The 18,844-nt window shown below is 58.5% G+C and carries 14 protein-coding genes; 9 read left to right on the top strand and 5 right to left on the bottom strand.

Features of this window, described 5'->3' with window-relative positions; translation table 11 throughout:
• The first annotated feature begins 80 nt into the window (after positions 1–80).
• A complete protein-coding gene (locus tag AB6729_RS04940) occupies positions 81–5,441 on the top strand; it encodes a cellulose synthase subunit BcsC-related outer membrane protein (RefSeq protein ID WP_371080454.1) in 5,361 nt (1,786 codons plus the stop codon).
• 63 nt (positions 5,442–5,504) lie between these two features.
• Here AB6729_RS04940 and AB6729_RS04935 read toward each other — a convergent pair whose 3' ends face one another.
• Complete coding sequence (locus AB6729_RS04935) at positions 5,505–7,046, bottom strand: hypothetical protein (protein ID WP_371080453.1); 1,542 nt, start codon at positions 7,044–7,046, stop codon at positions 5,505–5,507.
• A gap of 137 nt (positions 7,047–7,183) precedes the next feature.
• Here AB6729_RS04935 and AB6729_RS04930 point away from each other — a divergent pair, with 137 nt between their 5' ends.
• A complete protein-coding gene (locus tag AB6729_RS04930; RefSeq protein ID WP_371080452.1) occupies positions 7,184–8,224 on the top strand; it encodes a lysylphosphatidylglycerol synthase transmembrane domain-containing protein in 1,041 nt (346 codons plus the stop codon).
• 52 nt (positions 8,225–8,276) lie between these two features.
• Complete coding sequence (locus tag AB6729_RS04925; protein ID WP_371080451.1) at positions 8,277–10,262, top strand: arginine--tRNA ligase; 1,986 nt, start codon at positions 8,277–8,279, stop codon at positions 10,260–10,262.
• A 91-nt stretch (positions 10,263–10,353) separates the two neighbouring features.
• On the opposite strand, the gene AB6729_RS04920 is transcribed toward AB6729_RS04925, so the two are convergent.
• The 3 genes from AB6729_RS04920 to smpB are packed head-to-tail and all read right to left on the bottom strand — an operon-like array spanning position 10,354 to position 12,821.
• The gene (locus AB6729_RS04920) at positions 10,354–10,740 is read right to left on the bottom strand and encodes a response regulator (protein WP_371080449.1); all 387 of its coding nucleotides are present in this window, start codon (positions 10,738–10,740) and stop codon (positions 10,354–10,356) included.
• Complete coding sequence (locus AB6729_RS04915) at positions 10,737–12,242, bottom strand: leucyl aminopeptidase (protein WP_371080448.1); 1,506 nt, start codon at positions 12,240–12,242, stop codon at positions 10,737–10,739. The genes AB6729_RS04920 and AB6729_RS04915 overlap by 4 nt, the downstream gene beginning before the upstream one ends.
• 51 nt (positions 12,243–12,293) lie before the next feature.
• On the bottom strand, positions 12,294–12,821 hold the full coding sequence (gene smpB, locus AB6729_RS04910; protein ID WP_371080447.1) for an SsrA-binding protein SmpB: 528 nt from the start codon (positions 12,819–12,821) through the stop codon (positions 12,294–12,296).
• 179 nt (positions 12,822–13,000) lie between these two features.
• Here smpB and AB6729_RS04905 point away from each other — a divergent pair, with 179 nt between their 5' ends.
• The 4 genes from AB6729_RS04905 to AB6729_RS04890 are packed head-to-tail and all read left to right on the top strand — an operon-like array spanning position 13,001 to position 16,969.
• A complete protein-coding gene (locus AB6729_RS04905) occupies positions 13,001–15,442 on the top strand; it encodes a cohesin domain-containing protein (protein WP_371080446.1) in 2,442 nt (813 codons plus the stop codon).
• A gap of 15 nt (positions 15,443–15,457) precedes the next feature.
• Positions 15,458–15,922, top strand: a complete 465-nt coding sequence (locus AB6729_RS04900; RefSeq protein ID WP_371080445.1) for a type II secretion system protein — start codon at positions 15,458–15,460, stop codon at positions 15,920–15,922.
• 2 nt (positions 15,923–15,924) lie between these two features.
• A complete protein-coding gene (locus tag AB6729_RS04895) occupies positions 15,925–16,326 on the top strand; it encodes a type II secretion system protein (RefSeq protein ID WP_371080444.1) in 402 nt (133 codons plus the stop codon).
• 10 nt (positions 16,327–16,336) lie between these two features.
• On the top strand, positions 16,337–16,969 hold the full coding sequence (locus tag AB6729_RS04890) for a hypothetical protein (protein WP_371080443.1): 633 nt from the start codon (positions 16,337–16,339) through the stop codon (positions 16,967–16,969).
• Here the strand turns inward: AB6729_RS04890 and yihA are convergent.
• On the bottom strand, positions 16,966–17,592 hold the full coding sequence (gene yihA, locus AB6729_RS04885; protein WP_371080442.1) for a ribosome biogenesis GTP-binding protein YihA/YsxC: 627 nt from the start codon (positions 17,590–17,592) through the stop codon (positions 16,966–16,968). The two genes, AB6729_RS04890 and yihA, sit on opposite strands and share 4 nt — an antisense overlap.
• A 201-nt stretch (positions 17,593–17,793) precedes the next feature.
• Between yihA and AB6729_RS04880 the strand changes: the two genes are divergently transcribed.
• Together AB6729_RS04880 and AB6729_RS04875 are read left to right on the top strand one after the other, a co-directional pair.
• Positions 17,794–18,096, top strand: a complete 303-nt coding sequence (locus AB6729_RS04880; protein WP_371080441.1) for a PilZ domain-containing protein — start codon at positions 17,794–17,796, stop codon at positions 18,094–18,096.
• A complete protein-coding gene (locus tag AB6729_RS04875; protein ID WP_371080440.1) occupies positions 18,093–18,815 on the top strand; it encodes a response regulator transcription factor in 723 nt (240 codons plus the stop codon). The genes AB6729_RS04880 and AB6729_RS04875 overlap by 4 nt, the downstream gene beginning before the upstream one ends.
• Positions 18,816–18,844: the final 29 nt, after the last annotated feature.

The raw sequence follows: 18,844 nt of genomic DNA, 5'->3' as shown, positions 1-18,844 counted from the left end.
AGGGGAATACCATAGGCCTGGTTCCCAGGTCGGTAGTGTTTAGCATGCGCGGGCAATGTACCAGCGCAGAGGCAGATTGAATGGCATACAAGGCTCCATCCCGGCGGACGCTTCTGTTCCTGAGTGCCGTTCTTCTCAGCACTCCAGCAGAGTCGTGCCTGCAGGCACAAACACAACCCGCTTCTAGCAGCGCAGCCACACAGGCTCTGTTGGATAAGGCTCGCTCGCTGGAATCACGCGGACGCATGGACATGGCCGCGCAGACCTGGCAACAGGTTCTGCTTGCCGATCCGAACAATACCGATGCACTTGCCGGTCTGGCGCGCGCCGCCAAAATGTCTGGCAACAACGCGCTGGCCAACACGTATCTGCAGCGCCTGCGTTCCATCAATCCGAACGATCCCGGCATTGCCCGCGCGGAAAGCGTGATGCAGCAGGGAGCGCAACTGGCTGAATTGCAGAAGGCGGGCAAGCTTGCCGCCGCTGGAAATTACGCGGAAGCCGTGCGTATCTATCGCTCCGTTTTCGGCAACAATCCGCCGCAGGGCGAATGGGCGCTGGCCTATTACGAGACAGAAGCCGCCACGGAAGACGGTCGTCCGCACGCCATTGCAGCGCTGCGGTCGCTGATGGATCGTTATCCGGCGGATTCGCGCTATCAGGTGGCCCTGGGCCGCATCCTTACGTACAACCCAAAGACGCGCGCAGAAGGCCGCAGGCTGCTGGAGCGTCACCCCAACGATCCGCAGGCGGCAGAGGCACTGAAGCAGTCGCTGGTGTGGGACGCGCAGAATCCGGCTTCCGCAGGTGATATCCGCAACTATCTCGCGAAACATCGTGATCCGCAGTTGCAGGATGCTCTACGTACTACGGAGGCGAACCAGCGCGCCGCGGCGAAGAGTCGCAAAACAGGATCATCCGCTGCGCCTTATGTCGAACCGCCAGAGAACGCTGCACTCCGCCAGTACAACGCGGAACAGGCCGCCGCTTATGCTGCTCTGAATGCGAAGCGGTTTACTGAGGCGGAAGAGCGCTTCAAGACATTGCTGGCCAAGAATCCCAATGATGCCCGCGCACTTGCCGGCATGGGATACGTCCGCATGAATCAGCAGAACTTTGGCGGTTCCATTTCCTTCCTGGAACAGGCGAAGCAGGAGGGCGCTACGGACAAGGGGCTGGACGCGAACCTGACCTCTGCGCGTTACTTTTACACCATTCAGGAGGGCGGCATCGCCCTCAATGAGAATGATCTGACCACGGCGGAGCAGCAGTACCGGCAGGCGCTTGCCATCCGGCCCAATGGCCCGGAAGCGCTGCTCGGACTCGCGGGAACGCTTGCGAAAGCGCAACAGCCGGAACCGGCCGTGTCCGCGTATCAGGAATATATCCGCCTGAAGCCGCAGGCCATCGAAGGCTGGCGCGGTCTGTTCATGGCGCAGTATCAGGCGGGCCATGCCGCGGCCGCACTCGACACAGAGCGCCGCACGCCGCAGTCTATCCGTACGCAACTTATGCGTGATCCGGATTACCTCCGCTCGCTGGCATCGGCTTATTCCGCCGTTGGCCGCGATGCGGATGCGCAGCGTGTTTTGCGTTCCGCGCTCGATCTGCCTTTTCCTGCGGGAGCGCAGGGTTTAAAGGCAGATACGCAGCTTCAGTACGCCAGCCTGCTGCTGCAGGCGAACCATCTTGATCAGGCTTCCGGCCTGTACCGGCAGGTACTTGCCGCGGACCCTACGAACGCGCTCGCATGGCAGGGATTAGTTAACACCCTGCACACCATGCATGACGATGCGGGCGCGATTCAGACCCTGGAGAGCATGCCGCCTGTGGTCTACGACCAGGCGCTCCGGGACCCCGGCTTCCTTGGAACTGCGGCGGCCATCTACCAGTCGCAGAATAAGTACGACATTGCGCAAAGCCTGTTGGAGCGCGCCATCGCGCAGCAGAACACCACCGGTCAGCGCATCCCCGTGCCACTGCAGGTGCAACTGGCGGGGCTCTATCTGCAGCGCAACGACGCGGCACATGCTTTTCCCATCTATCAGCGCATCCTGAGCGAAAATCCGGATCGCGTGGATGCGTGGAAAGGCCTGCTGACCGCGCTGCATACCGCAGGCCGCGACCGCGAGGCTCTGGCGCAGGTTCAGCAGATTCCAGTGTCCACGCGCAAGACGCTCGAAGGCGACGTCGAATATCTCCAGACGGTTGGCAACATCTACAACGGCCTCGGTCAGCCTTCGCAGGCCATGCTTTTCCTGAATCGCGTGCAGCAGCGTTATGCCAGCCAGCACACGGTCGCCCCGGCTGACATTGACATTCAGAATGCATGGCTGCTCTTCAATGGGCAGAACGATGTCGGCCTTTATCGCCAGTTGCTGGTGCTTGGCAGCCGTCAGGACCTTTCCGACGAACAGCGCCGCACGGTACAGGTCATCTGGGCCAACTGGGCCGTCCGCAAGGCGAACCAGTCTGCCGCTGCCAACAACGAGAAGCGGTCGCTCGCCATCCTGAATGCCACAGCAAGGGCTTTCCCGGATAACCCTGGAGTCATCAAGGCGCTGGCTGGCGGATACCTGCGCGCCGGATTGCCGAAGCAGGCTGTCGCCATCTTCAAGGCGCAGGACATGAGTACTGGCTCCGCTGCGGATTACAAGGCTGCCGTCGGTTCCGCGCTTGCCGCTAATGATCTCAAGGACGCCGAAAACTGGCTGCGTTATGCGCTGGATCAGTATCCCCGCGACGGTCAGATTCTCAATCTTGCCGCGCGTTTCGAGCAGGCCCGTGGCGACAGCACCCGTGCTGCCGATTACTACCGCGCATCACTCGCCGCACAGCCGCAGCCCGACCCCGGTTCGGAACTAGCGTACATCCTCAATCAGCCTTCGCCGCTGAACCCACGCCAGTTGCCCAGTCCCACGCAGGCAGAAGGCCTAGCGCAGCTTCTGGCTCCCGGACAGGAAGACCGCAACCCGGACGGCACGCCCATGACGCAGCCTCCGGCGCATCCGTACTTGCCCAATGCGTCGAATGCCTACGGGCAGGCTCCGGTGCAGATTGGCACGCAGGCACCGCTGCCGGGTTCCGGGTACGCGCTGCCGTACAACGGCAACGCCGCTCAGCCAGCGGTGCCGTCGTACATGGCAAACCCCAATTCCACGGTGCGCCAGCAGCCCTCCACGCAGCGTCTGCGAGACTATGTGCCGAATTCCGGCACACTTCCTGCTGCGGGGGCAATTGTGTATCCCGGTATCTCGGAAAATTACGCCGTGCCGGACGTAACGGGCCATTCGCAAGAGGCTCCGCTTACCGCGAGCGTGCAGCCACTTTCCTCGGCCATGGATCTTCCGGGAAGCGCGCCGGACGCCTCGCTGACGTATCAGCACGAGCAGGTTCGCCGTTCGACCGAGCAGGCCCAGTCAACGAACACTTCGACAGAACCGCTTTACCTCGCGGGATCGCATAGGGAAGGTGCGCAGACGGGCCAGTTCAATGGCGAAGTCTATGGCCCATATGTGCCTTACCTTCCGCCGACACAACAAAACGCGACGCCGATGGTGACGTACTCGCCCAGCGAAGTGCATGTTCCGACCCGCGCGGTCAGCAACAGCAAGCGCGGAGGAAAGACGGTGCATCCTGAAGTTGCGGCAGCGGAAGCAGCAGCACAGCGCCGCCGCCAATCTGATCCGCGCAGCATGATGGGACAGAGCAGCCCGCCGGATGAGATTGCCGATGGGACGCCGCGCAACACGCAGTACACGCTGACGCCAGCACCAGGACAGGCGGGCCAGCCATCGTCGTTGCCTGCAACAGCGCCCACCAATACGTTGCCCTATGACACGAGCACCACGGCTCAGTCTGGCCGTTCGTACAACACGTATGGGATTCAAAGCGGAGGCAACAGCTATGGCCAGCAATATCCGCAGCCCACACGCCCTGTAATCAGTGGATCCACGACGGCGCACCGCACCACGCGTTCGCGTTCTGCCACCTCGATTTCCGGCGTTGGGCAGGCCTCCGCGCCCATCTTCTATCCGGCGGCACCCAACGAGCTTTCCACGCAGCCGTACCCGGATCTGCCGCCATACAACGGGAACAATCGCATTCCCACGGATGGCGACCTGGTGGCGCGCAGCGTTCCTCCTCTGCGTGGTTATTACGATCCGAACGAGAAAGTCGCACCGCCGCTCAACGAGCGGCAGCAGACGGAACTGGATCTTGCCACGCTGGAATCCAGCTACTCCGGCTGGGTAGGTGGCAGCGGTTGGGTACGTTTCCGCAGCGGCACCCCGGGTGTCAACCGCCTCTTCGATTACGAAGCTCCGATGGAAGCCACCTTTGTGGTGGGGAACCGCGTGCGTTTCTCCGTTATTCCCAAGGCGGTCTTCCTGAACAGCGGAACACTCGATCTAGGGACGCTGGGCGCAACCACAGCGACACCGTTGCTGGGTACATTGCCCGCCACGGCCATTAACTCTCCTGCGCCGCAGTATGCTTCCGGCGTCGGTGGTGAACTACAGATGAGCACCACGAATTTTGGTCTGGCCGTGGGATACACGCCGTATCAGTTCCTGGTGAATAACATCACCGGTCGCGCACGTGCGCGTTTTTTCAATCACCTCACGCTCTTCGGCGAGCGTGATTCGGTAAAGGATACGCAGCTTTCCTACGCCGGCCTGCGCGACCCGGGATCCGTTACTCCGGTCTTCTCAGGCAATATCTGGGGCGGTGTCGTCTCCACCACGGTGGGTGCCCGTGTCGATTTCGGCGATGAGAAATCGGGCTTCTACGTCAGTGGTGACGGCGGTACCGTTAACGGTTACAAGGTGCTGGATAACCAGAAGTTCGAAGGCACTATGGGCGCGTACTTCCGTGTCTGGCAGGTGCCGCAATATGGTTCGCTGAATGTGGGCGGCAGCTTCTTCGGCATGCACTACGCCCATAATGAACTCCCGCTGACCTATGGCAATGGCGGCTACTTCAGCCCGGAGGTCTACTTCCTGGGTTCGTTGCCCATCACCTGGAACGGCCACTATCGCGATAAATGGCACTACACCATTGCGGGCGCCATCGGCGTGCAGACGTTTGTGCAGGACACGGCCAAGTACTACCCAATGTCCGATTCCGGCAGCATTGCGCTGTTTAACGGTTCGCTCTCCGGCTGCTCGTTGATTGAGATTGCCCAGAAGACCTGCGCCACGGCCTACGCCGCGCGCAGCACCTCCACCGGAGCCAACTTCAACATCGGCGGCGAATTCAGCTATCACGTAGCCGAACACTGGTACGTGGGTGGAGCGCTGGCTGCGAATAACACCAACAACTACACGATGGTGCAGCCCACTTTCTTCGCACGCTATCTCTTCAAGGCGCAGTACCCCACAGACGACTACCCGACGGGGCTGTTCCCTATGGAAGGGTTCCGTCCGCTACGCGTTCCATAGCCACCTGGAAATATCCATTGAAAGCAAAGACACAGCTTCGGCTGTGTCTTTTTCTGTAGCGCCTCAGGGCAGGCGACACACCTTTGCATCCGTATTGCGATAGGGGCAGGGAAATGCCGTTTCAGCAGCTGCGGGCAACAAGACCCACGCAGCGCCAAAGGGCTGTAATCGCTGGATACGCTGAGCATCTGGCAATACAGCTAGCCCTTCCTGCGCTTGACTCCCAGTCCACCACGTATCCGCCAGTGCTGGGACCACGGAGGCAATGCCACCATCTTTCGCGGCATCGGGAATGGTGCTTCTTTGCCCGATGGCCCGCACCATCTGCGCATCTTCGCCATGCATGGTCGTGTAATGCGCGTCGACAGCAATCAGCGCATCAACCGGAGTGTTCTGTCGAAGCCACAGGGCGGCCGCCTCATATTCATTGCCGCTTTGTCCCCAGGGTTTTTCCCAATGGGAAGAGTGGGGATAGGTCGATCGCTGTAGGAATAGCATTCCTGCAACAGCACCCAGTGTAAGCAGCAACAACACACCGCGCCGCCATGCTCTTCCATCCGGGGCAGCCAGCCATCCACCCAGCATCAGTACAAAAATGATGGACACCGGATGCAACAGTCGCAACGGTTGCAGGCGCGCCAGCAGAAAAGCTGTGTTGCTCGTGTGAATCAGCAGCAGTGCGCCTATTGTCACCGTCGCAATGGAAGTGGCCATCGCAGCAGCCATGGCCTGCGCCGCAGAAGACATCGCTTTGTTTTTGCCCGAAAGACTGGCGGTGGCCAGCAGCATCAATACAGGCGCCACGAGACCGATCCACTCGTACCACTGCCATTGCGACGGGAACCAGTAGCTGCGCGACAGCGAGGCTGCACGCACAGCATCGGAATCAGCAGAGGACACGATCTGTATCGTCACCATGACGCCAATGACGGCAAGCGACAGCAGAATGATGGCCCTTATGCGACGCGCCGATATTTGCCAGAGCAGCAGAAAAGCCGCAGGCAGCAACGCCCATAGCGTCATCAGCGGATGAACAGCAAACGCGATGCCTCCACACACGGCCGCGTAGCCATATTTTCGGCGCAGGATGGCAGTCAGCCCCAGTAGGATGAGCGGCGTGGAAAGCGAACGAGAAGTCAGATACGGATCCGCAATATAAAGCGATGTTCCGCCCACGGGCATGCCCATTGCCAAAGCGAACAGCAGCGTGGAGCAAAGCTGCTGCCGACGTTCAGGAAACAGCACGCATGCCATCCCGTACGCTGCGGCCAGGGAGCTGCCAATGGATAGCAGATATAGCCCGAGCAGGACGACTTCCTGCGACAGATGGCTCCGCTGCACCATTTCTGCCACCATGGGAATGAAGAGGCTCTTGCCGGTATGCGCCACGGCAAACGCTCGAAACGCAGGAAAGAGCGCCGGATTCAACCGCAGTGCTAATGCTGATGCATAAATGCCGCCGTCTTCTGCATAGGGGTGGTATCCCAGTAGTGCTGCGGCGATTAGCGACAGACCCGCCAGAAACAGCAGCGTTGTCCGCTTGCTGTCTGCAGTTGTATTCATCGAGCGCGAACGCGCTTCTGTAAGAATCGAAACCGTTGCCATGCAGTGGGTGTGAGCACCTAAGACTAACGCGCAGAGTACTCCGCGCGCAGCGGCGTCTTCTGCCAATCTTCGTATAATCGGTGAGGCATGTCCCAATTTCATTCCCGCCCGTATCCCCGCAAAGCAGGAGCCATTGTTTGAGCGAAAAGCCGTCCAGCAACGCAAGCCGCTACTGGAAACTCATCCCAGGACTTCTTATTTCTGCGTTTTTCCTTTGGCGGACACTGCGTGGATTCCACCTGGATGAGCTGCGCGATGTGCACTTCGGTCATCCCGTATGGATTCTGGGCGTCCTGGGCTTCATCTCCGTGGATTACGGCCTCCGCAGCTATCGCTGGTGGCTCATGTTGCGCCGGTATAACGCGCGCCTCACCTCATGCTTCCGCGTCCTGTTGACCAGCCTGGCTGCAAACAATATCCTGCCCTTCCGCATTGGTGATTTTCTACGCATTTTTGCCTATGCCCCGGATGTAAACGCATCCTCGTCCGCTGTGCTTAGCACCGTGGTGTTGGAACGCCTGCTGGATACAGTGATGCTTCTTGGTTTCTTTGCAGTGGCAGCCTCCGGTCTTGAGAACAGCTTCGGTGCGTTCTCGTTCCACGGCTATGGCATCGCACAGACGGTTCGCCTGGCGCTTGTGATTCTGGTGTTCTGCCTGTGCCTGCTTCTTTTCGGTACGCACATTCTGCACATCCTTGTACAGAAACTGGTGGCACGTTTCGGTAATCACCCACGCACACGCAAGTTCGGAGAGTGGGCTGAGCAGTTGTTTGATGCCATCGTGCATATCCCGTTTCCGGTGCGTTTTCTGCTGGTGCTGCTTACGGCTTTCGTCTGGCTCTGTGAAGGCATGGTCTTTTATTCCACCGCGCAGCTTCTGGGCCTCAACACCTTCCACGGCTCCATGCTCGCGTCCATTCTCAGCAACCTGAGCTTTATGCTGCCCAGCGCGCCTGGTGGCATCGGCCCCTTTGAAGCATTTGGCAAGCTTGCTATGGAGTCGCAGGGCGTGCCCACCTCGTTGGCCATCCTGTATGCGCTCTTTGTGCACTTCGTTATCTTTATGATCGTCAACATCGTCGGCGGTATCGGCTTCCTGATCAACCGCAAAGAGCATGGCGGTAAAACGCTCTCGCAGGAAATTGAATCACTCCCTCCTGAGGCCGATGTCCTGTAAGCAAGTCAGAAGAACTGCTGCGTACGTGCAGCCCAAGTAGAAAGAACGAACTATGTATCGCAAACTGAAACAGGCACTGCTGGAAACTACGGCACACGTGCTGCAAACAAAATACGAAGTTACTGGCGCAAATATCGCCACGGAACTGCCGCCGAACATTGCGCTGGGCGAAATCGCCACGCCTGTTGCCTTTGAACTGGCGAAGCGTCTGCGCAAAGCACCGAAGATGATCGCCGCAGAACTCGCCGGTGAACTCAATGGCATCGACGGTGTTGCCACGGTCGAGGTTGCCGGTGCCGGTTACCTCAACGTGAAACTTGATCGCTCTGCCATTACGAAGCGCATTGCCAAGGGCGAGCATTCCGACATTGGCGGCGAAGGCCTTCGTCTTGTCGAGCACACCAGCATCAACCCGAATAAGGCCGCGCACGTGGGTCATCTGCGCAATGCGATTCTGGGAGACAGCTTCGCGCGTCTTCTACGCAAGGATGCCTACAAGTCTGGCTATCCCACGGTGGTGCAGAACTACATCGACAACACCGGTGTGCAGGTGGCTGATGTCGTCGTGGGTCTGCTGCATCTGGAAGGGAAGTCGCCTGCGGATGTGGATGCACTCGTCGGTGATCTGATCGCGCGCGGCGAACGTGTCGACTATTACCTGTGGGATCTTTATGCGCGTGTCTCACAGTGGTACGACAGCGATGCCGATCAGAAAGAAGCACGCAAGAAGCTGCGCCTGGACACGCTCCATCACATTGAAGAAGGCAACAACGAAATCGCAAAGGTTGCCGACCTCGTCGCTACCGCGGTTCTGGAGCGTCACCTGGAAACCATGGAGCGTCTCAGCATTGAGTACGACTTTCTGCCGCGCGAAAGCGAAATCCTGCATCTGCATTTTTGGGAAGCAGCACGTCAGTTGATGGTGGAGCGCGGTGTTCTTTATCTGGAAACAGAAGGCAAGAACAAGGGCTGCTGGGTCATGCGTCGTCCAAGCGCAGAAGTTGTCGAAGGCCTGGTCGAAGATGCGAAGGTCATCATCCGTTCCAACGGTACCGTGACCTATGTGGGCAAAGATATTGCCTATCACCTATGGAAGTTTGGCCTTCTACCCGGTCGTGATTTCGGCTACAAAATTTTCCGCGAATACGAAACGCATCCCTGTTGGATCAGCACCATGCACGGCGAAACTCCGCATCCGCACTACGGCCAGGCTGCTGCCATCTACAACGTGATCGACTCACGCCAGAATGATCCGCAGGCCAACGTGGTGGAGAGTCTGCGCGCGCTGGGTTACACCGAAGCTGCAGCGAACTATACCCATATCAACTACGCCATGGTCACGCTTACACCGCGTTGCGCGATTGACCTTGGTTATGCGCTCAGTGATGCCGACAAGGAAAAGCCGCATCTCGAAGTCAGCGGTCGCAAAGGCTTCGGTGTGAAGGCCGACGATCTTCTCGATCGCCTGATCGCAGCAGCGAAGTCAGAAGTCGATGCACGCCATCCGGAAGACCCCGAGTCGCAGCGTCAGCGTTCTGCAGAACAGATCGCAGTGGGTGCTCTGCGTTACTTCATGCTGAAGTACACACGCAACACTATCATCGCGTTTGATTTTCGTGATGCGCTTTCCTTCGAAGGTGAAACCGGCCCCTACGTGCAGTATTCTGCCGTGCGTGCCGCGAACATCCTGAAGAAGGCGGGTGTCACGGAACACCACGCCATCAACGACCTTGCCGACGTTGATCTCGCGCCTTACTTTGAAGGCGAAACGGGCGACAGCCTGTGGGCCATGTGGTTGATCCTGTCGCGTGTGACAACGATTGTGGAGCAGGCGATTGCTGCGGCAGAACCCGCCATTGTTGCGCGATTCGCCTTCCAACTCGCGCAGGAGTTCAACAACTTCTACCACCGCAACCATGTGCTGAACGAAACCGATCCCGCCAGGAAGAAGCTGTTGCTTGCCACTGCCGCGGTTGCCTCGCGTGAACTCACACGCGTTCTCGGATGGCTCGGTATCGATGTGCCGTTGTCGATGTAACGGACGAGAGGTCAACGCAGCATCCAACAACTGCGTTGACCTCTCGCATCATCAATCTCGTCATCCTGAGTTTTGCGGGTGGGGGGCGTTCTTACCGCACAGACGCTATCGAAGCCAACACCTCATCCAGCATATGTACCAGATCCTGCGGATGGATCGGCTTGGTGACGGTTCGGGCCACACCCAGCCGCTCCATCTCCTTCGGATCATCCGGCTGCACGCTATTCACAAACACAATGGCAGGCGTAAGAATGCCGCGTTTGCGCAGTCTGTCCAACAGCGTCATCCCATCCATGTTCGGCATCTGCTTGTCGGTCAGGATCAGGTCAACGCGTTGTGAGTCCTGCATCTGCAATGCTTCAATACCATCGCAGGCTACGAGCACCCGCGCTCCCATGCGCTGCAGCAGAGCAGAGAAGGTCATTCGCAAAACGGGTTCGTCGTCCACCACAAGGACGGTGCTCTCCGCCAAGGTCATTGCGCCAGTACCCGTACCCATTCCACGATCGAGCGCACGGCAACGCCGCTCGGCCCCTTGGCAATATAGGAACGCGCATCGTCGATCCAGGCCTGTCCTGCAATGTCCAGGTGAACCCACGGCGTCTCGCCCACAAATTCCTTCAGGAACATTGCAGCGGTGATCGCACCACCCCAGCGATCCATGCCTGTATTTCTGATGTCGGCAATGTCGCTCTTGATCAGTTCACGATAGTCGTCGGTGCAGGGAAGTTGCCAGAAACTTTCGTTCGTCGTATTCGCAGCGTTGCGAAACAATGCAACCGCTGCATCATCGTTGGAGAACAGACCGCTGTTCAACTTGCCCAGCGCGACAACGCATGCACCTGTCAGCGTGGCCGCATTGATCAGGTGTGTTGCGCCCAGCGTCTTCGCATAGTGCAGACCGTCGGCCAAAACAAGACGGCCCTCAGCATCCGTGTTCATCACTTCAATGGTTTTGCCGCTCATCGCGGTCAATACATCGCCCGGCTTGTATGCAGAACCACTCGGCATGTTCTCCGCAGAGCAGATAACGCTAATCACCGCAACTGCAGGCTTCAACGCAGCAATCGCCTGCATCGCCCCAATCATGGCAGCGGCACCAGCCATGTCGTACTTCATCTTGTCCATGCCATCGGCGGGCTTAATGGAGATACCACCCGTGTCGAACGTGATGCCTTTACCCACTAGCGCTACAACGTTATTGTTCGCGACCTTTGCAGGTTTATAGCGCATGACGATGAGCGCGGGCGGTTGCACGGAACCCTGCGCCACGCCGAGGAACGCGCCCATACCCAGTTCCTTCAGCTTCTCCGTGCTGTGGACTTCGCAGGACAGGCCATTGGCTTCGCACATCGCGGCAGCGCGCTTTCCCAACTCCGCAGGAGTGAGCACATTGCCTGGCTCATTCACCAGCGACCGCGCGAAGTTCTGCGCAGCAGCAAAGACTTCACCTTCGTGGAATCCACTCTCGAGTTCGGCACGTAATGATGTATCGCCAAGCAGAGCAATGTTCTGCATACTGCGATCTTCACGCTCGCTGCGATAGGTATCCGCATCGTAATCCGCCAGCAGAATACCTTCCGTCAACGCACGCGATGCAGCGACTACGTCCAAATTTTCGTCCAGCTTCGGAAACACAATCGCAGCATCGAGAATGCTCTTCGTTTTTGCCGTACGGATGGCCGCTCCAGCAGCCTTGCGCAGTTCCGCTGTGGAGAGTTTTTCAGACTTGCCCACGCCCACAATCAACAACCGCTGTGCCTTTAATCCCGCAGGTGCGTGCAGCAGCAGTGTCCCACCCGCTTCCGCTTTGAACTCACCGGAGTTCAGGAAAGGTGCAGCGGCTGCAAGGATTGTTTCCTCTGTTGTCAGAAGAGAAAGGGAAGGAACATCAGGTTTACTGGCGGTATCGACAGCAAACACGGTCAGCAAGGGCGTTACGAATTCGGCGGCGTTTGAGAACTGAAGTGAGGCATTCATGCCCCAACAGTGTAGCTCCGCCAAGGGAAGAAAATCGCAGCGCGAAGAGAGCTATCGACGCTGACTGCGTGCAACAGCGGCGCGTGCTTCGCGATCGGCCTCGCGGTTGCGCTCCGTCTCGCGCTTGTCCCAGTCCTGCTTACCGCGTGCCAGCGCCAGTTCGCACTTCACGCGACCGTTCTTGAAATAGAAACGCGTTGGGATCAGCGTGAATCCCCTTTCCTTCGTCCGGGCTGTCAGCTTACGCAACTCTTCTTTGTGCAGCAGCAGTTTGCGGGTCCGCGTCTCTTCGTGGTTCATAACGTTCCCGTGCGAAAACGCGCCAATGTGTGCATTCAGCAAAAACGCCTCGCCGTTGTTGATCAGCCCATAGGCGTCTTTCAACTGCGCCTTACCTTCGCGGATGCTCTTTACTTCGGTGCCACGCAGCGCAATGCCGCACTCAAAACGGTCCGTCAGAAAGTAGTTATGGCTAGCTGACCGGTTTACGGCAGCATCCCGCTGGCCCATCGCAACCGGGTCGCGCTGCGCTGGCTTTTTGGAGGGGTTTTGCTGAAATACGGCGGGAGAATGCGGCATGGTTCTTTCTGATGCGTGGAGCTCCCATGGGGAAGCATCCAGCGTCCTTCTCACGATGTTACACTTCTCACACAAAACAGGCAGATTCTGCGTCTCCGTGCTGGGCTTTCTGTGAGCGGTTTTTGCTTACATTCGTCCAACTAGGAGGCAGATCATCACCTGAGAGGCGGAAGCGGAAGTTGACGATTCAGAAACCGGGCAGAGGCGCATGTACGACGTTGGGCCGCAGCCTATTCCACGCGGGCGCTGCCGCCGCATTGCTTATCAGTACCGCTGCTTTCACCGCACCGCCGGCACAGGCACAGTCAGCTTCGGCATGGTCCAAACGTGGCGCAGACGCCGAGTCTCGCGAAGACTGGGACGCAGCGTTTGAGGCGTATCGCCAGGCTCATCTGCTGAAACCGAACGACCTCCGCTATAAAACGCACTTTGAGCGCGCGCGATTTTCTGCTGCTGCCGCTCATGTCGACCGTGGTCGCGTCCTGCGCCAGAGCGGCGACATCCACGGCGCCCTGACGGAGTTTGAGCGCGCCCTCGCCATTGACGGCGGCAATCAGTCCGCGCAGCAGGAAATCACTGTCACCGAGCGGATACTCGCGAATACGCCGACCAGTAATCTGGATCTGCCTGCCTCCACGGCGCCCGCACCCGAGCTTGCCAGCCTGGGCGAGCCGCTGCGGCTGAAGCCCGTTTCGTCGGACCCATTGACGCTGCACATGGTGGAAGACACCAAGGTGCTCTATCAGGCCATCGGTAAAGCCGCAGGCCTGAACGTTATCTTTGATCCCGACTACACTTCTCGCCGCATCCAGCTCGATCTGAATAACGTTTCTCTGTCTGACGGGCTGCGCATCCTCGGCACGCAGTCCGGCACGTTTTATAAGCCAGTAACGTCAAACACGATCTTCATCGCGCAGAATACGCAGCAGAAGCGTCAGGATCTACAAACGCGTGCGGTACAGACCTTTTATCTCTCCAACGCTGCCACTCAGTCTGACCAGAACGAACTGCTGACTGCGCTGCGCAACGTGCTGGAGCAGGATGTCAAAATCTTCCTCGTGCCCAGCCAGAACGCCATCGTGGAACGCGGCACGCCCGACCAGCTCCTTCTGACGCAGGAGCTGCTTAATAACCTCGACCGTCCGCATAGCGAAGTCGTGGTGGATGTCGCCGTGCTCGAAGTCAATCGCGATCATTCGCGCAACCTAGGCCTTACGCTGCCGCAGAGCGTCACCATCACGCCGCAGGTTGCTAACAGCACCACATCATCCTCTTCGAGTTCGTCCAGCAGCACAACGAGCACCACAACGACACCCACGCTGAACACCTTCGCGAATCTGACTGCCAGCAACTTTGCCGTTAGCGTAGGCAATGCAACGGTGGCAGCACTGCTGTCAGATAGCGACACACGCATCCTGCAGAACCCGCGCATCCGCGCCACTGATGGCCAGCGTGCGCAATTGAAGATTGGTCAGAAGATCCCGGTAGCCACTGGCTCATACTCTTCCGGTGCGTCTACGGCCATCGTTTCATCGCTAGTGAACACTCAGTTCACCTACATGGATATCGGCGTCAACATCGACCTCACGCCGACCGTGCATCAGGACCGCGAAGTCACACTCAAGATGAAGCTGGAAATCTCCACGCACGCCAGCGATGTCACCATCTCTGGCGTGACGGAGCCGGTCATTGGTCAACGCACCGTAGAACAGGTCATCCAGCTCAAGGAAGGCGAGCCCAGCATTCTTGCTGGCATCCTCACGCGCCAGGAAACAGATTCGCTTTCCGGCACTCCCGGCCTGTCGGAAATCCCGATCCTTAAAAACATCTTCAGCACGCACAACCGTGATCGCTCACAGGATGAAGTTGTCTTCCTGCTGATCCCGCACATTGTGCGTGAGCCACTTATCACGCGGTTGAACACGCGTGCCATCGACACGGGCTCCGGCTCAGCGATTGAACTCCGGCGTGAAGTGGTAGCGGAAGCGCTTGCAGGCGATACCTCCGCCAGCATGACCACAGGCGCTTTCCAGCAGCAGCGCGCACAGAACCTGCCACCCTCGGCTCCCATTACGGCAGCGCAGGCCGCATCCGCCATGATTGGCCAGATTGGCAACGAAAACACGCCCGCCGCGCAGGCCGCTGCGGCAGCTCTGAAACAGAATTCGCAACCGATTACATCACCCGCTGCCCAGCCAGCGGCTGCGCAACCGGTAAGTTTCTCCGTCGCTCCGGGACAGGCAACGCAGGCAGTCGGCAGCACCTTCCAGATGGCGGTGATCGCCTCTGGCGCGAAGGACCTGTACTCTGTGCCGTTGCAGGTGCAGTTCAACCCCGCAGTGCTCTCGCTGGTCAACGTCGATTCGGGTGAGTTCCTCTCGCGTGACGGCCAGTCCGTCGCAGTGGTTCATCGCGACGAAGGCAATGGCACCACCACCATCTCCATTTCGCGTCCGCCCGCGGTACGCGGTGTCGATGGTCAGGGATCGGTGTGCGTCCTCACCTTCAAGGCGAACGCCGCAGGCGACTCGACCGTTTCGCTCAGCAAGGTTGGCGCGAAGAACAGCACCCAGGTCAACCTGCCCGCGGTTGGTTCGCAGGCTACGGTCCACGTGAAGTAACAGGGGGAGACCGCCATGCGCATGCGAACGGCGAAATCCGGCGACAACGGTTTCACCCTTGTTGAACTTATTGTGGTGGTTGGTATCCTCGCAATCCTTGCAGGAGCGGCGATCCCGGTTACTCGTTGGCAGGTGAAACGGACCAAGGAAAGGGAACTGCGGTCCGCACTGTGGCAAATGCGTGCCGCCATTGACAGGTACAAGGATGCTGCCGACCGCGGCGCCTTCCAGACCAAACTGGACAGTTTCAACTATCCGCCGGATCTGGAAACACTGGTCGATGGCGTGGACGTTCAAACCAAGAAGGTGAAGTTTTTACGGGGTATCCCGAAGGACCCCATGACCGGCGATACCGATTGGCAACTCCGCTCCATGCAGGACGAACCGGACACCACAGGCTGGGGCGGCCAGAACGTCTTCGATGTGCATTCCAAGAGCCAGGGCACCGCACTGGACGGGACAAAGTATTCAGAATGGTAGCCATGATGCAAAGACGAAACAACAACGAAGGCTTCACGCTACTGGAGCTTCTCTTCGTCATGGTCATCATCGGCGTGCTGGCTGCCATGGCCGTGCCTGCCTACACGCGCCATCTTCGCGCTGCAAAGGAAGCAGTCCTCAAGCAGGATCTGCACACCATGCGCGAAGCCATTGACAGCTATACGGTGGACAAGCAGAAAGCCCCGCAAACACTGGATGATCTCGTTACCGCGGGCTATCTGAAAGCCCTGCCCGTGGACCCCATCACCAGCCGCAAGGATTCCTGGATGGGCGATCGCACAGACAGCTACAACTCCGTGGACGAAACGCAGACCGGCATTAACGACGTCCACAGCGGAGCACAGGCTGCCTCTCTTGACGGCTCACTCTACTCCACCTGGTAAGGCAGCGGTCATGTTCTCGCAGACCGAAACCCTTCGCTTCTTCACTGCGCTGCAGCTCCACACTGCGGATTGGTCTGGGAAGCTTCTCCTCGGCCTTGGTCTGGATGAAACAGGCCGCACACGGGCACTGGCATCACTCGCAGCAGGGGCAGCCTCACTCTTTCTGGAAGCGGATGCAAAACAACTCCGTGAAGCCAATCATCAAGGCTGCCTTACCTTTGCTGTCACTACGCTCGATGAAGCTCTGCGTGCACTGAAAAACGAAATCCGGCAGGGTAGAGGCATCACCGTTGGCCTGGCAGGCGATCCCGCGCAATGGCTGCGTGAGATGGTCGAACGGGGTTTTCTGCCATACGCCGTCCTCGCGTCGGAGAAGCCTGCCGAAGAAGAAACGGCATGGCTGCAGACATTGCAGCAGTGGGGCAGCCTCCCGCTTCCTATAGCAACACTGCAGCTTGATTCCTTGCCGCTGCGCATCACGGAAGACACAGCCGCTACCTTGCAGGAACGCCGTGCCCGCGACTGCGAACTTCGCAATCATCTGTTGCGAGAGCTACCGCATCCGTTGCAGAAACGCTGGTTCGACACCGCACCAACGCTCTTTCCTCGCTCCCTGAGCCGGGCGTACTGGATCGCTCGTTAAGCAGGAATCACCGACTCCAGCCGCTCCCACAAAGCGCGCAGCCCCTTGTCGCTTTTCCCGCGCTCCACGGAAACTGCAATCACTTCATCCACACCATGCTCCTGCTTCAGCGCGGCAATGGACTTGGACAGCGTGTTATTGCTCAACCGATCACTCTTCGTCCCAATCACCACAAATGGCCGTTGTTCATGCCGTAGAAAATCCATCAACCGCGTATCGCTTGGCTGCGGTGGAATGTTCGTATCCACCAGGCAGCAGCACAGCGCCAGTTGTTCACGCTCCGTCAGATACGGATCAATAAATCCTGACCATTCCGCAGAGATAGACTTTGAAACCTTCGCGTAGCCATAGCCCGGCAGGTCGGCAAACACCAGTGCTGGTAGTGGCTTTTGCTGTCCGCCGGGACTCACCGGGTACAGCCCGAAGAAGTTGATCGACCGCGTCCGCCCTGGCGTGGACGATACCTTCGCCATCCCCGCCCCCAGCAACGCATTAATCAGGCTGGATTTACCCACGTTGGAGCGGCCGAGAAACGCTACCTCGGGTGCGCCACCCGTGCGTGTGTTGTTGGGGAAATGTTCCGGCGCAAACGCCGACAGCAGGAACTGTGCATTCAGCTTCATCGTTCCTGAGTGTAAAGCCATAGCTCCATGACGCAGCACATAGTTCCGTTTCGGAACCTACAATTGGGGCCACCGGAAATTGGTGTTTTTGTTACGCCATTGAGCGTCAGAAAAGGGTTTACACTACAGTAACTGGTGACGACAGTAACTTACATGGCTTCTGAAATACAGAAAGAACAATCTGGAAGCCCTGCTGATCCCATGCGGAACGGTGTACGTTTTCCTCTCAGGCTGAAGGTTCGCGTGGAGACAGAACAGGGAACCTTCGATGCGGAGACGGAAGACGTTTCGGCAAGCGGCGTGCTCTTTCGCACGCAGGCAGAAGCTCCTGCCATTAATGCGCAGCTTTCATGGACGATGGTGTTGCCGCGCGACACCATGGGAACTCCTACCGACACGGTGGTCCACTGTATCGGCCGTGTCATCTGGAGAAATTCGGGGCAAGGTGGTCAGCAGGTAGGTGCGGTCATTGATAGCTACCGCATCGCAGGGGGAGCCAAGTGAAAGATCGCTCTCTACAGGATGGTTTTGAAGAAGATCACATTCCTAACGAAGGAATCCGCGTCATCCTTGCCGATTCGCAGGCGATCTACCGCGTCGGCATTCGCAAAGTCTTCGCGCTTGAGGACGACATCCGCGTCGTGGCACAGGCAGAGACATTGTCCAACCTATACTCGGCGTTGCAGCGCTTTCCCGCCGATGTGGTCATCCTGGAAGGCAACCTGATTGCAGGCGTGGTTGACGCCATTCCGGAACTCATTCGTCGTGCTCCGCAGGCAAAAATTATCGTTCAGGTAACCGAGTCGAACGAGGCCACCACGGTGGAACTCTACCGCCGCGGTGTACGCGGCGTGGTGCCGCGTGCCATTTCGCCTGACCTTCTTGTAAAGTGCGTTCGTAAAATCTCCGCAGGCGAAACCTGGATCGACAATCAGTCTGTCTCCTGGGTCATTGAGGCTTATCGCGCGCAGGCCGCCGCCATCATGAGCCCGCGCAACAAGCCGCATCTGTCGCCGAAGGAAGTGCAGATCATCTCCTGCATCACACGCGGCATGCGCAACAAAGAGATCGCGTACCACGTTGGCACGACCGAACAGGTCATCAAAAATTACCTGCGCAAGATCTATGACAAGCTCGGCGTCAGCGACCGCCTGGAACTGGCGCTTTACTGCATGCACCACCAGTTGCTGAAGGATTATCCGCAGGAACAACAAGTTCCGTAGATTTCGCTGGCGACCTGTGTGCCCAAGCC

It is taken from the genome of Terriglobus sp. RCC_193 (assembly GCF_041355105.1).
In the GTDB taxonomy this organism is placed as follows: Bacteria; Acidobacteriota; Terriglobia; order Terriglobales; family Acidobacteriaceae; genus Terriglobus.
Note: the sequence above shows the minus strand (reverse complement) of the source record. Positions and strands in the feature narration are given on the sequence as shown.